This window comes from Streptomyces sp. NPDC102451, assembly GCF_044765485.1.
Lineage (GTDB): Bacteria > Actinomycetota > Actinomycetes > Streptomycetales > Streptomycetaceae > Streptomyces.
This window is the reverse complement of sequence record NZ_JBIWKD010000007.1, coordinates 328,681-343,645: the sequence shown is the minus strand read 5'-3', so window position 1 is coordinate 343,645 and position 14,965 is coordinate 328,681. Positions and strand designations below refer to the sequence as shown.

7 protein-coding genes are annotated in these 14,965 nt (G+C 65.4%); 4 read left to right on the top strand and 3 right to left on the bottom strand.

What is annotated here, in order from left to right; all coding sequences use genetic code 11:
* The first annotated feature begins 942 nt into the window (after positions 1 to 942).
* The 4 genes from ACIRD8_RS19220 to ACIRD8_RS19205 all read left to right on the top strand — a co-directional run bounded on the left by ACIRD8_RS19220 (position 943) and on the right by ACIRD8_RS19205 (position 12,655).
* A complete protein-coding gene (locus ACIRD8_RS19220; protein ID WP_403992599.1) occupies positions 943 to 4,581 on the top strand; it encodes a LamG domain-containing protein in 3,639 nt (1,212 codons plus the stop codon).
* A 120-nt stretch (positions 4,582 to 4,701) separates the two neighbouring features.
* Complete coding sequence (locus ACIRD8_RS19215) at positions 4,702 to 11,664, top strand: polymorphic toxin-type HINT domain-containing protein (protein ID WP_403992596.1); 6,963 nt, start codon at positions 4,702 to 4,704, stop codon at positions 11,662 to 11,664.
* 2 nt (positions 11,665 to 11,666) lie between these two features.
* Positions 11,667 to 11,912 (top strand): DUF2283 domain-containing protein, encoded by a 246-nt coding sequence (locus ACIRD8_RS19210; RefSeq protein ID WP_403992594.1) that lies wholly within the window; start codon positions 11,667 to 11,669, stop codon positions 11,910 to 11,912.
* Positions 11,913 to 12,160: 248 nt separating this feature from the next.
* On the top strand, positions 12,161 to 12,655 hold the full coding sequence (locus ACIRD8_RS19205; protein WP_403992591.1) for a hypothetical protein: 495 nt from the start codon (positions 12,161 to 12,163) through the stop codon (positions 12,653 to 12,655).
* Between the two features lie 3 nt (positions 12,656 to 12,658).
* On the opposite strand, the gene ACIRD8_RS19200 is transcribed toward ACIRD8_RS19205, so the two are convergent.
* The 3 genes from ACIRD8_RS19200 to ACIRD8_RS19190 all read right to left on the bottom strand — a co-directional run bounded on the left by ACIRD8_RS19200 (position 12,659) and on the right by ACIRD8_RS19190 (position 14,957).
* Positions 12,659 to 13,057, bottom strand: a complete 399-nt coding sequence (locus tag ACIRD8_RS19200; protein WP_403992588.1) for a transposase — start codon at positions 13,055 to 13,057, stop codon at positions 12,659 to 12,661.
* A 112-nt stretch (positions 13,058 to 13,169) separates the two neighbouring features.
* Positions 13,170 to 13,709, bottom strand: coding sequence for a winged helix-turn-helix domain-containing protein (locus ACIRD8_RS19195; RefSeq protein WP_403992585.1), 540 nt, complete (start codon positions 13,707 to 13,709; stop codon positions 13,170 to 13,172).
* 66 nt (positions 13,710 to 13,775) lie between these two features.
* Positions 13,776 to 14,957, bottom strand: a complete 1,182-nt coding sequence (locus ACIRD8_RS19190; protein WP_403992582.1) for a cytochrome P450 — start codon at positions 14,955 to 14,957, stop codon at positions 13,776 to 13,778.
* Positions 14,958 to 14,965 lie beyond the last annotated feature (8 nt).

Genomic DNA, 14,965 nt, shown 5'->3' with positions numbered 1-14,965 from the left:
ACGTTCGAACGCATCGAGGGCCGCCCCGTACGCCCCGGGGACCTCCCGCGTGTGGAGGAACTGCTCGGCCACGCCCACGGCGCCGCCTGGGCCGGCGACCTGCACTCCGCGTCGCTGGACACCCCGCACCACTTCGAGGACCGCACGCAGTTCGACGACTACCTCGGTCCCCCGGAGGGTCGCTCTGCGGCGACGCCACGAGCAGGGCTACCTGCCGAACAAGACGGCACTGCACGCGATGCTTGTCCTGCTGCAAGCGACCGCCGAGGGGCCTTGCGCCTTCTACAAGGACAGCAACCCGCGGAACTTCATCATCACCAGCACGCAGGACGTCGTCGCGGTCGACACCGACGACCTGTCGGGACTGCTGCACGAGTCCCGGGTGTGCGCAGCGTCTCGAGAGCATCTAGCGCCGCTCGGTTCGACTTGTCCGTCTCGGATGGCGAGAGAGGGACCATTCTCTGGAGAAACTTTCAAGCGCTTGAGGCCCTGCACTCTGCGTAGCGACCTGAGGCCGCGGAGCGCGGGAGACTTAGCGTGACCTTTACGCCAAGACAGGCTGTTGGCAGGACCCTACCCCTAGCGCGCGACGCACTTCCACGAGTATGTGCATGTCATGAAGCAGTAAGGCCCGGCCCTCTCCCTATCGCGGTGTACTAGGTTCTGGCTGGTTTCAGTGCATTGAAGCCTGTCACGGAGCGTGTCGCCAAGGGCGCGCCCGGGCTACGCGGATCGTGCACATTGCCCTAATGCGACTTTCCGTCTGCCGCCACTTCTGACTCATGTGACTTACCCCTCTTGACTGGCGCAGATGATCAGGCGTTAACTCCGGCGACTTGTAGAGCTTTTGTGACCCTGGGGTGGGGGACTGTGGAGTTCGGGTGGGGGCATCGCCATGTCCACGAGCGGCGAAGAAGCCTGTTGAGTCGAGGCGCCTCGGGCGTGATCGGCGTGGCGGTGACGGCGCTGCTGTCGACGGTGGTCGTACATGTGCCGATTGCTGCCGCAGCCGGCGTGGAGGCAGAGCCACCGGAGCTGTCTGAGGGACAGAAGGCGCTCGCCGCGGCGAAGGAGTCCGGCGAGCGGGTCGAGGTCGTTGGACAGCGTTCGGAGCAGACGACAGTCTTTGCGAGCCCCGATGGCTACACCTTCACGCTGCAGGAGTCCGCGGTTCCGGTGCGGGTTTCCAAGGCGGGCGGTGGCTGGCAGGCCCCGGATGCCACGCTGGAGAAGCGTGCGGACGGCTCGGTCGCGCCGAAGGCTGCGGCGCCGCAGATCGTGTTCTCCAGCGGTGGTGACAAGGAGCCGCTGGCACGGATTGCGCGCCAGGGGCGTTCGCTTGAGCTGACGTGGCCGGGCGCGCTGCCTGAGCCCAAGCTCGAGGGTGCCAGTGCCGTGTACGCGAACGTGCTGCCCGATGTGGACTTGAAGGTCACTGCCACGGTGGAGAGCTTCCAGCATGTACTGGTGGTCAAGACTCCTGAGGCCGCAGCGAACGAGAAGCTGAAGAAGCTCACCTTCGGCCTGGCGACCACCGGCCTGAATGTCAAGGAAGGCGCATCGGGCAACCTCGCCGCGATCGATGACGACGGCAGGACGGTGTTCAAGGCGCCGCCTGCCCGTATGTGGAACTCCGCCGGTAAGGACCAGCCGGCTTCGCCGGCGGTAGCCTCGGGGCGTGCCACGCTGGATGAGGCTGCTCCTTCCGACCCGGCCGAGACGGCGTCGTCGGGCGCCGGTACCGAGCCGGGGCAGGGTGATCAGGTTGCCAAGATGGATGTCGAGGTCGGCAAGGGAACGCTGTCGATCGTGCCGGATGCGGATCTGCTCGCGGTCAAGGACTCGGCGGTCTATCCGCTGTACATCGACCCGTCGGTGACCTGGGGCGAATCCGAGCGGACGCTGCTGCGTTCCGATGGGTATGAGGACTATGCCTGGGGCAATGGCGACGACGACCAGGGCAAGGGTGCCGGCAAGTGCGGGTCCTGGAACGGCTATGGGTGCGGGCCCGGGTACGTGCAGCGCCTGTACTACGAGTTCTCGCCCGCCAGCTTGAAGGGCAAGCATGTCCTGGATGCCACGTTTCGGGTGACGGAGCCGTGGGCCTTCCAGTGCGATCCGCGCTGGGTGGACCTGGCGCGCACCAACAACATCTCATCCTCCACCACCTGGTCCTCGCGCCCGAAGGAGCTGGACTTGATGGGCGACCGTCATGTGTCGGCGGGCCGGGGTGATCTCTGCAGTCCCGGATTGCCGAATGCGGCTATCGAGTTCAACGACAATCCGGATGAGACCAACGAGAACCTGACGCCGACCGTGAAAGATTTCGCGGCAGGCAAGTTCTCCCGGCTCACGCTGGAGATCCGGGCGCACGATGAGTCGGATACCGCGGCGTGGAAGCGGTTCAGGAACGATGCCGTCCTCGAGGTCTCCTTCGTGGGTATCCCGGACAAGCCGAGTGGCATTGGCCTGGTGACAGGTTCGGGCACGGTGTGCTCGACCAGTGAGTCGAACCCGACTATCGCGTCCGACCCGACGCCTGCGCTGACTGCAACGACGCAGACCAAGGCCGGGGGTGAGGATGACGCGCAGCTGCGGATCTTCTTCGACGTCGACCGGAAGAACACGGACGGCACGTGGGCGGATACCAACGTTGGGACCAATGACGCGAGGCCGTCGACGGGATACGCGGGGGACGGGAAGAAGCAGGTCATCAGTTGGTCCACCCTGACTGAGGGGCCGGTACACCGCTACCGGGCCTGGACGCAGTCCTTCTACAACGGCGGAGGGAGCCACCTCTCCGGTCCTTCCAACGGCTCTACCACCGGGTACTGCTACTTCAAGGTCGACCCGACCGCCCCTAAGGCTCCGAAGATCACCATCGGCGCGCCGTATACCGAGTGCCTTCCCAACGCCTGTGCGGGCAAGGGCGGCCCGGGGCAGAAAGCCACCTTCAGTCTCGCCCCCGCCACGGGCGACACCGGCATTGTTTCCTACCAGTACAAGCTGTCGGGCATGGCGGCCTGGCTGACCGTCAATGGCTCCACGGCGAACTTTCCCCTGACACCGCAGCAGGCGGGTACGTACACGCTGTGGGCCAGGGCCAAGGACAATGTGGGTCGCTACGGCGCCTGGAACGCCGTCGATTTCCTGGTCGCCGCCGGCGAGGGGCCGATCGCGCGCTATCACTTCGACGAGGCCGACGGTGTCGCACTTGACAGTGCCACTGCTGACGGCAAGGACGATGCCACGCTGGGTACTGGCGCTTCGCGGGACTACCGGGGTCGGCGCGGACTGATCACGCATGATGCCAGCGGACAGCCGCTGGCCACGCCGGTCTACGACAAGGGCCTCGCGCTGGACGGCACCGCTGGCCATGCAACGACGAGCGGGCCCGCTGTGGAGACCCGCTCCTCGTACACCATTTCCGCGTGGGCGCGGGTGACGCCGGGCACGACGCGTACCCAGACCGTGCTGAGCCAAGACGGTGGCACCAGCGGACCGTTCTACGTCTCCTACGGCGCAGACGGGATCAAGGACTGGAGCCTGCGGGTGCTGACCGTGAAGGACGGCGCCTACACCTGGAACAAGGCACGCGCCAAACAGACCAGCCCCACCGGGGTGTGGACGCATCTGACGGCCAGCTTCGACGCCTCCAACAACAAGGTCCGCCTCTACGTCAACGGGGTGTTCCAATCCGAGGTGGATGCCGGAACCCCGTGGTCGGCAACGGGTGCCCTGCAGATCGGCCGAGCGCAGTGGAGCGGCAACTACGTCGACTACTTCTCCGGCGTGGTGGACGAAGTCACCGTGTGGCAGCGCACGCTCACGTCAGAGGAGATCGCCAAGGACGCCAAGCTGCTCATCTCGGAACAGTTCGCCGGTGTGGAGCTGATCGCGGACTGGAACCCCACCCGAGGCGTTGAGGGCGCCTTGGTCAAGGACATTGTCACCCCTTACGGCAGGGACCTCACGCTGGCGGGCGGTGCGGCAGTCACCGATGAGGAGATCGTCCTGGACGGTGTCGATGACGCAGCCACCGTGGCCGGGCCGCTGGTCGACGGGAGCAGTTCCTTCACGGTGACCACTGGCGTGACTCTGGACGGAGCGAAGCTGCTGACCAAGGACATTGGCTACATCGGGCAGGTCGCCGGCCAGCGTACCGCCGACGGCTCCGCATGGGGCCTGTGGTTCGAACTCACGGGAAAGCAGACCGTGATGGACGAGGAGACGTTGGAGGAGACGACGGTTCCGGTCGGGCTGTGGCACTTCGGACGGCTCGAGGCCGACGGCACGTTCTCGTCTGCCACGTCCGAGGAAACAGCGAGCGTGGGCAGCACCGCCCGCCTGACCGGCGTCCACGACTCGGTAGACGGCACGATCAGCCTCTACATCGGCTACAGCCAGAACGGCGATGCACTGGCTTACACCGCGCAGATCGGCAGCGGTGAGTTCGCGGTCGGCAAGGCGTACGCGGCGGGTGGCTGGAAGCACTTCCTGCCCGCTCGGATCTCCGATGTGCGGCTGTGGGCGGGCGCGATGGCGAGCCCCGAGCAGGTCGACACACACGTGGGTGACTGACCCCGACGGTGGGCGGCGGCGCGATGGCTGCCGCCCGCCTGCCCGTGGCCGGACGCTTCGGCCGCACGATGGCTTGCTGACTTTTTGATTTCTTGTGGACTGGGTGGGGACGGAATTCTGATGGCGTTTGGCATAGGCACCTCAAGGCGGGGCTCGGGTGGTGGCCGGCGTTGGGGACGCCGACTGGTGACTCCTGTGGTGGCGCTCGCCCTGCTTGCCCCTCTCGGGGAGGTACAGGGCGCGGTCGCAAAGGACGCCGGAGTAGTTCGAGCCGGCTCGGACCGACCGGATGTTCCAAAGCCCAGGGTGAGCAAGGTCAAAGAGGTCAAGGGCCTGGGAGCGAAGAAAGCTCGTGACCGGGTCGCAGCGGGCAAGAAGGCCGGCGCCGCACAGGCGGAGCGTGCCCGCAAAGAACAGACGTCTACCTGGCCCGCGCCCGACACCGCGAGCATCGAGCTTGCTGATGACAAGCAGGCCAAGGCAGAGCTCGGCGGCGCGTCCGTCTCAGTGACGCCTGAGAACGGCAGAAAGGCAGCCGCTTCTGGCACCGCCCAGGTCACGCTCCTGGGCCAGAAGGCCGCAGACAAGGCGGGCATCACCGGCGTGCTGCTCAGCGCGACCGCGGATTCCGCTGGCACCGCGGAGGTCAGTGTCGATTACAGCGGCTTCGCCTCCGCCTTCGGCGGTGACTGGGCCGAGCGGCTGCGTCTGGTGCAGCTGCCCGCCTGCGTACTGACGACGCCGGAGAAGGCCGCGTGCCGCAAGCAGACCCCGTTGAAGACGGACAACAACGCTTCCAAGCAGTCGGTTGCGGCCCAGGTCACCCTGGCCAAGGCGGAGCCCGGCGGCCCCTCAACCCAGTCGGTTGCGAGCGCCGAGGCACCGAACGCCACCGTGTTGGCGGTGACCGCTGCCGCAGCCGGATCCGGCGCGTCACCCAAGGGAACGGGCAACTACTCCGCGACTGAGCTCTCCCCGTCATCCTCCTGGGAAGCCGGCGGCAGTTCGGGCGCATTCACGTGGAACTACGGCTTCACTGTGCCGCCGGCCGCGGCCGGCCCCACGCCACCGTTGTCCCTGTCCTACGACTCGGGCAGTATCGACGGGCGCACCGCCACCACCAACAACCAAGGCTCTGCGGTGGGTGAGGGCTTCTCCCTGACCGAGTCCTACATCGAGCGCACCTACGGCAGCTGCGACGAGGACGGTCACACGGACGTCTCCGACCACTGCTGGAAGTACGACAACGCACGCATCGTCCTCAACGGTAAATCAAACCGCCTGATCAAGGACAACGCCTCCGGCAAGTGGCGGCTTGAAGACGACGACGCCTCCACCGTGACCCGCTCCACCGGCGCGGACAACGGCGACGACAACGGTGAGTACTGGACCGTCATCACAGGCGACGGCACCAAGTACGTCTTCGGCCTGAACAAGCTCGACGGCGCAGCCGACCAGCGCACCAACTCCACCTGGATCGTCCCCGTATTCGGCGACGACTCGGGCGAGCCCGGCTACGACAAGGGCAGCGCCTTCGCCGACCGGGCGCTCACTCAGGCGTGGCGGTGGAACCTCGACTACATCGAGGACACCAGCGGCAACGCCTCCACCTACTGGTACACGAAGGAAACCAACTACTACCCGAAGAACAAGGCGAGCACCGCCAACGCCTCCTATACCCGCGGTGGCTACCTCAAGGAGATCAAGTACGGGCTGCGCAAGGACGCTCTGTTCACCGATGACGCGGACGCGAAGGTGACCCTCGCGCACGCGGAGCGCTGCACTGTCGGCGGATGCGCAGATCTCACCGAGGACACCGCCAAGAACTGGCCCGACGTCCCCTTCGACGCCATCTGCAGCAGCAGTGACAGCGAGTGCAATGCAGCGGGCCCGTCCTTCTTCTCCCGCAAGCGCCTCACGGGCATCAGCACCTTCTCCTGGAACGCCACCAGCAAGGCGTTCGACCCGGTGGACACGTGGGCGCTGACCCAGGACTACTACGACGCAGGCGACATCGGTGACACCACCGACCACGTCTTGGTCCTGGAATCGATCAAGCGGACCGCCAAGGCCGGTGCCACGGCGATCCCTGTCAACCCGGTGACCTTCACCTACCAGCTGCGCCCGAACCGGGTCGACGGCACGGACGACATCCTGCCGCTCAAGCGGCACCGCATCGAGACGATCACGTCCGAGACCGGATCGATAACGACGGTCACGCTGTCGCAGCCAGAATGCAAGCGCAGCGTAGTCCTCGACGCCGCGCAGGACACCAACACCCGCTCGTGCTACCCGCAGTTCTGGAACATCAACGGCGCGACCGATGCGTCGGTGGACTGGTTCCACAAGTACCGCGTCCTGGCCGTCGGCGTCGACGACCCCACCGGCCAGAACGAGTCCATTGAGCACGCCTACGACTACGCAGGCGCTGCCTGGCATCACAGCGATGACCCGTTCACGCCGAAGGACGAGCGGACCTGGTCGGAGTGGCGCGGTTACCGCGACGTCACCACCTACACCGGGGCACTGGACACAACCCGCTCCAAGTCGGTCTCCCGCTACATGCTGGGCATGAACGGGGACAAGAACAAGGACGGCACCAAATCGGTCAGCACCGCGCCGCTGATGGACACCGACGTGGACTTCGCGGCCCTGACCGACAGCGACCAGTACTCGGGGCAGCTGCTGCAGCAGGTCACATACAACGGCAGTCAGCCGATCTCCACCTCGTACACGAACTTCACGCACAAGGACACCGCCAGCCAGTCGGTACCGGACGCGACAGATCACACGGCCCGCTGGGTACGGCCCAACTCGACCTACGCCAGCACCTACCTCACAGCCTCCAAGACCTGGCGCACCCAGGTGACCACCAGCCGCTACGACGACCTGGGCATGGTCACTTCGCACGACGACTACGGCCAAAAGGGCCTGGGCGGCGACGAAACCTGCACCCGTACGTGGTACGCCCGCAACACCGAAGCCGGCATCAACAGCCTCGTCTCCCGCACCCGCACCGTCGGCAAGGAATGCTCTGTCGCCGACACCACCCTCGACCTGCCGGCCGACAACAAACGCCCCGGTGACGTCCTGTCGGACACCGCGACCGCCTATGACGGTGCCACCTGGTCGGACTCGATGAAGCCGACCAAGGGCCTGGTCACCTGGACCGGCCGCGCGAAAGGCTACGCATCCGGCACGCCCAGCTGGCAGACGCTCACCAGCGCAGCAACCGCGGACTTCGACGCCCTCGGCCGACCGCTCAAGGTCACCAACGCGGACGGACAGCCAACCACCACCGCGTACACACCTGTCACGTCAGGCCCCGTAACCAAGATCATCAGCGGGGACCCCAAGGGCTTCAAAACCACCAGCTTCCTCGATCCGCGCACTGGGCAGACGCTGCGCACCTATGACGCGAACCTGAAGAAGACCGAACACGTCTACGACGCCCTGGGTCGGCTCACGCAGGTGTGGCTGCCCAACCGGGACCGCGGCAGCGAGAGCGCCACCTTCGGACCCAACACAAAATTCGAATACACGATCGACAACAATGATCCGTCCTGGGTCTCGACCGCGGCGCTGAAGAAGGACGGCAAGACCTACGCCACCAGCTACGCGATCTACGACGCGATGCTGCGCCCGCTGCAGAGCCAGACCGAGACGTCCAACGGCGGTCGCCTGCTGACCGACACCCGCTACGACACCCGCGGCCTTCCGTACGAGACCTACGCGAACATCTTCGACACCACCAGCACACCTAACGGCACCTACACCCGCGCCGAATACGGCGAATCACCCAACCAAAGCGCCACCGTCTTCGACGGTGCAGGCCGGGCCATCAAGAGCACCCTCCTCGTCTTCGGCGTGGAAAAGTGGTCGACCACCACGAGCTACACCGGCGATTCCACCGCCACCACCGCCGTCGACGGCGGTACCGCCGCCCGCGCCATCACGGACATCCGCGGTCGCACCGTGGAAAGCCGTGAGTACGCCGGCAAGTCCCCGGCCGACACCCAGTACGGCGCCAGCCTCGGCGCCAGCTTCGCCTCGACCAAAACCACCTACACCCGAGGCGGCCTGCAATCACAGATCACCGGCCCGGACGACGCCAAGTGGGTCTACTCATATGACCTGTTTGGTCGGCAAGTCGGAGCAAAGGACCCTGACAAGGGCACCAGCACCACCGAGTACGACGTCCTCGACCAGGCCATCAAATCGACCGACTCGCGCGCCAAGTCGATCCTGACCGGATACGACGAGCTCGGCCGTATCACCGGCACCTGGGCCGGATCCAAGACGGACGCCAACCAGCGAACCGGGTACACCTACGACACGCTGCTCAAGGGTCAGCCTGACAAATCCATCCGATACGTCGGCGGCAAGACCGGTCAGGCGTACACCGACACCATCACCGAGTACGACAGCCTGTCCCGCGCTGCGGCTGCCAGCCTAGAACTGCCGGCCGATGACCCGTTCGTGAAAGCCGGCGCACCGAGCACGCTGTCGTTCAAGAACGCCTACAACCTCGACGGCACCGTCAAGACGGTCGAGGAACCGGCACTAGGCGGCCTGCCCTCGGAGATCATCGACTACGGCTACAACAACGTGGGTCAGGTCACCTCAGTTGGCGGCTCCACCGGCTACCTCTTGGGCACCACCTATTCCCCGCTCGGCCAGCAGTGGGAACAGCTCCTGGGAACAGCCAACACGGCCGACCACAAGAAGGTATCCATCCGGAACACCTTCGAAGACGGCACCGGCCGCCTCACCCGCAGCAACGTCAAGGCCGACAGCCAGCCCTACATGCTGCAGGACCTCAACTACAGCTACGACCAGGTCGGGAACGTCACCTCCATCACCGACCCCACGACACTCGGCGGCACCAGCAGCGCAGAAACCCAGTGCTTCGCCTACGACGGCCACCGCCGCCTCACCGAAGCCTGGACCCCCAGCCAGCAGAAGTGCTCCGACCCCCGCGACGCGAGCAGCCTGTCCGGTCCGGCCCCGTACTGGACCAGCTACACCTACAACACCGCCGGCCAGCGCACGACGGAAACTGCCCACAAGGCCGCTGGCGACACCAAAACCACCTACTGCTACACCAAGACCGACCAACCGCACTTCCTGACCGGCACGACGACCAAGGGCGACTGCGCGGCCCGGGAACGCACCTACGCACCCGATACGACCGGCAACACGACCAAACGGCCCGGTGCTTCAGCCACTCAGGACCTTGCCTGGTCCGAGGAAGGCAAGCTCGCCAAGCTCACCGAAAACGGCAAGGCAACCGACTACCTCTACGACGCCACAGGCGAGCTGCTGATCCGCAACACCGCAGGTGGCGAACGCGTCCTGTACACCGGAGCCACCGAACTCCACCTGCGCACCGACGGCACCACCTGGGCCCAGCGCTCCTACGCCGTCGGTGACCAAACGGTGGCCATGCGCTCCAACGAGTCCGGCACCAACAAGCTCACCTACCTTGCCGGCGACCACCACGGCACATCGAGCCTCGCCATCAGCGCCGACAGCACCCAAACGGTAAGCAAGCGCTACATGACCCCCTTCGGGGCCGAACGCGGCAAGCCGACCGGCACCGCATGGCCTGACGACAAGGGATTCCTCGGCAAGACCACTGACGAAACCACTGGACTCACCCATATCGGCGCCCGCGAATACGACCCCACCATCGGGCAATTCATCAGCATCGACCCCATCCTCGACCCGGCACAGCCCCAATCCCTCAACGGATACAGCTACGCCAACAACACCCCCGTTACCGCATCTGACCCCTCCGGCCTCTGGTGCGACAGCTGCAACGACGGAAAGGGCTGGACACGCCCCGATGGTGGCACCAGGGGCGATGAGAACGGGGGCAAAAACCCCGACGGCAGCGTCCGCGGCACACCCGGCTTCCCCAGCACCCGACCCGTGCCCGCCGGCTACGGCAACACGCCTGGAGCCGCAAAGGTCATATCAGACCTAGGGCACGGCGCACCGACCCTGCCCCCGCCGGACGTCTACCGGGACTACCAGTCGAAGCTCCCCGGCGTCACACAGATGAGCAACGTCGGCACCTACATGCCGGAACTCAGCTACGAACTAAACGTAGAGCTCTACTTCAGGGAACGCTGCAGCCTCTCATTCGACGAATCATGTTTCGCCATCCGCGACTTCTACACCAAGGGTGAGGACTCCCGCGGGCTTCCCAAGTACTGGTCCCACGTCGACGACGTTCCCCTCATCAACACGTGCCCGATATGCCAGAATATTGGCTTCCAGGCGCTGATGACGGCGCTGCCGGTAGGGAAATTCAAATATGCGCCGAAGTGCTTCCTGGCCGGCACCGACGTCCTCATGGCCGACGGCGACACCAAAGACATCGAAGACATCGAAGTCGGCGACATGGTCCTGGCCACTGACCCGGAGACGGGAGAGCAGGGCCCAAGACGGGTGACACGCCTCATTCGAAGTGAGGGTGAGAAGCAACTCAACACGCTCACCATCCTCACGCCGGACGGTCCCGAAGAGCTCACGGCCACACGCGAGCACCCCTTCTGGTCCCCATCCGAGCAGGACTGGGTGGAAACAGGCGACCTGACTCCAGGGATGACGCTGCGTACCGACACCGGCGCAACGGTCGAAATCGCCGGTAATAAGTCCTTCACCAAGCGCACCAAGACCTACAACTTCACCGTCGATGAGCTCCACACGTACTATGTACTGGCCGGAGGTACGCCGATACTGGTGCATAACGATTGCGGAAATACCTCTCATGCAGCTGATTGCTACTGCAATTGGGGTGAGCCGGTCGTTCCGCGGCGCAGCGTCGTTGGTGAGGTTGATGATTTCACGCGCCACGCGATGCAACGCCTGGAGCAGCGTGGGGTTTCGGCAGGGGATGCTCGGTCCGTTCTTGCAAGGGAGCCCTTCTCTTACAGGCATGATGATCAATACAAGCTGGGCTACTACGATCCGAATTCCAAGGTGTTCGTCGCCAAGACCATCGATGGGAATATAAACACGGTGATGACCAATGTGGAGCAGGCCTATATCAACCGCCTCCAGGGAGGGCGCTGACCATGGCTGACCTAAGAGTCACATATGACCAGAAGGCGAACGCGGCATACGTATCCTTCGCCAATCAGCAAGCGCGCTCGAAGGTGGCGCGCATGTATCCATGCGACCCGGTCGAAGTCGGGGGGATGATCAACCTGGACTTCGACGAGAACGGGTGCCTCATTGGTATTGAGGTTTTGGGTGCCAACGCAAAGCTGCCCCAGTATTTGCTTGATGTAGCGGAGCGACTCGACATAGAGGGCGTCTGAACGGCGCCACAGTCCCGAATGGGTATATGAATCTGGAGAATCTCTTTCTGAGAGCGCTGCTCGGCGCCCTCGGGAGTTTGGAAGCCGCCCCCATCGGAGATTAATATGATGGGGGCGGATGCGCTGTTCTGGGGAGACGGCACCGTAGTTTCCGTCCGGTACTGAACTTGAATGGGTGATGTCGGGAACGGTGAGTGTGGTCGTGCCCGGGAGCGCTCCGTGAACGGCTGCTGAGTCAAGATGAGCGCATGACCGAGGATGAAGCGGATCTGCTGGTGCTGCTGCGCGAGCTCGATGATCCGGAGTGGCTGGAGTGGCCGCAGCACTACGACCGCGGCGAGGCCGCAGCGCACTTCAGTGTCCTGGTAGCCCGGCTCGAGAGTGACTTCGCAGCTCGCTGCACGGCCGAGCGGGACGCCCAGGACTCCAGCGAGTACGGGCGCGTCGTCGTGCCCGGGGATGCAACCGTATGCGGTACCCGGATCGTCGTCTGCGTGAGCAAGTTCGGCTCGCTGGCTCTAGTCTGCGCCGACAACCCGGGCGCCTTCCTCGGAACGGATGACGCCCAGACCGAGGGCGAGCTGGACGGCGCGGACCTTGCCAAGGTCAACCAGGCGCTGGCCGAGCTTCGTTATGTCGTGGTTGCCGAGGAACTGCTGGAGAGCGACTATGACGGGCCGAGCCGACTGCCCTGGCACGTTCAGCGGCCCAGTTGGTCGGATCGCTTCTTCGGTATCTTCTGATGATTACGCCGACAGGGTCAGGCCGGTGCCGGCCAGGCATCCGTCGATCACCTCCGGCCTGTACTGCAGCATCTCGAGCTTGCGCTTCACAGCGCGGGTGACCTGGCCAAGGTCGGCGGCGGCCAGGTTGCCGATGTCGCGTTTGACCAGGGACCAGATGACCTCCTGAGGGTTGAGGTCCGGGGCGTAAGTCGGCAGCTGAAATACGGTGAGCCATGAGGCGTTGGCCTCGAAGAACTCCCTCAGTGGCGCAACCAGGTGCATGCGTAGGTTGTCCCACACCAGCACAATCGGGCCGCCGAGCTGTGTAAGGGCGCGGATTACCAGGTCGCGGTAGTCCTTCCAGCCGAAGCCCTTGGCTTCGTCCGCGCGGCCCCGGTACTCACGGATCGCGTAGAACAAACGGGACCGTAGCAGGTCATCCCCGCCATGGACACTCGGCCTGATCCTGGCCCGCGCACGCGGACGACCGGGATGCTGCCCCTGTGGCCCCAGGTCCTGGCACGCGGCGGTGTCATCGACTGGCCGGCCTCGTCCTCGAAGACCACCCAACTGCTGTTCGCCGCCGCGGTGCTCTTACCCGCGGCCACACCTCTCGTTTCCACAACTCCACCGCGTCGTCGTCACGCTCGATAGCGCGCCGGGTCGGCTGTTGCCAGGACCAGCCATAGCGCCGCAGCAGTCGCCACGTGCCCTCCACGGTGTACGAGACGTGGAACAGCCGGCCGATCACCGTCTTCACGCGGGCCAGCGTCCACCGCTGGTCGGCCCACCCGTGTGCCAGCGGACCGCGCTCAAACTCCCGCTCCAACCTGGCCATCTGCGCGTCAGACAGTCGGGGTCGGCCAGGTGATCCGTTGGAGGCCACTCCGGCATGGCCTGCTTCGCGCCACTGGCGTCGCCAACGCTCCACCGACCGTTCCGAGACCCGCAGCATGGCAGCGATCTCCCGGTTCTTCCCGCCAGCCTCGAAGCACGTCACGGCCTGGCGTCGGACCCGCTCCCGCGCGTCTCTCTCGACGTCGGTCAAGCCGCCGCCCTGCGGATATCTCACCGAACGAGGACTACCGAGGCCACCTTCAGGCTGTCTGGTGAACAGCCCGACATCACCCGATCAAGTTCAGTAGCTCAGGACGGGAAGCGAGGTCAGACCGCGCACAAGACGGGTGTGCCGCCACTGAAGCTGGTCGGGCGGTACGGCGAGCCGGAGGTCTGGGAACCGTGCCAGTACCGCGCGCAGCGCGATTTCGGCCTCGGCCTTGGCCAGGGGAGCGCCGACGCAGCGGTGGATACCGTGCCCGAAGGCGAGGTGGCCGGCAGCGTCCCGGTTCGCATCGAGCTGGTCCGGTGACGGGAACCGTTCCGGGTCGCGGTTGGCGGCTCCGAGGGCGACCAGCACCGGTGCGCCTGCCGGGATGTCGGTGCCGCCGAGCGTGATGGCCTCCGTGGTGTACCGGAAGGTGGCCGTGCTGACGGGGGAGTCGAATCGAAGTAGTTCGTCCAGCACCGTAGGGATGTCGTTTGGGTTCTGGCGGAGGCGGTCGAGTTCGGCCGGGTGCTGGAGCAGGGAGAGGGTCGCGTTGCCGAGGAAGTTCGTGGTGGTCTCGTGACCGGCCACGAGTAGGAGCACCGCGAGGGAGACCAGTTCCTCCTCACTGAGCCGGTCGTGGCCGTCGCGGGCCGAGATGAGGCGGTCGAGGAGCGAGTTGCCGGGATGTCGGCGCTTGGCGGCGATGAGGTCTGTCATGTAGTCGGCCAGGGAGTGCGAGGCCGCGTCGATGACCTCTGGCTGTCCGGCCGCGAACAGTTCGCCGGACCAGCGCTGGATGTCGGGCCGGTCTTCGTCCGTTACTCCGAGCAGTTCGCAGATCACGATGACGGGTAGCGGGACGGCCAAGCCGGTCACGAAGTCGAAGGGCTCACCGACAGGCCACTGGTCCAGCAGGTCGTCGGTGACCCTGGCGATGAACGGGCGCAGTTCCGCGACCGCCCCGGTCGTGAACGCCTTGATGACCAGCTTGCGCAGCCGGGTGTGCTCGGGCGGGTCGCTCGACAGCATGTTGTGCGCCACTGCGGGGTGGAGGCGCCGCTTTGATTCCTTGCCCGCGAAGAACGCGGAGGTGTCCTTCGAGAGCCGGGCGTCGGCGAGCGCTTCCCTGGCTTCGGCGTATCCGGTGACCAGGTAGCTGAGGCGACCGCCGGATCCGCTGGCTACGGCTTGTACGGGGCATGTCGAGCGCATGGCCGCGTAAGTGGGGTAGGGGTCCTGGAGGAAGCCGGGGTCCTGAGTTGGGTTGGTCATTTCTTCAG

Coding starts and splice junctions, on each gene's coding strand:
- ACIRD8_RS19215 (WP_403992596.1), top strand. CDS start 4,702: ATGGCGTTTGGCATAGGCACCTCAAGGCGGGGCTCGGGTGGTGGCCGG.
- ACIRD8_RS19210 (WP_403992594.1), top strand. CDS start 11,667: ATGGCTGACCTAAGAGTCACATATGACCAGAAGGCGAACGCGGCATAC.
- ACIRD8_RS19205 (WP_403992591.1), top strand. CDS start 12,161: ATGACCGAGGATGAAGCGGATCTGCTGGTGCTGCTGCGCGAGCTCGAT.
- ACIRD8_RS19190 (WP_403992582.1), bottom strand. CDS start 14,957: ATGACCAACCCAACTCAGGACCCCGGCTTCCTCCAGGACCCCTACCCC.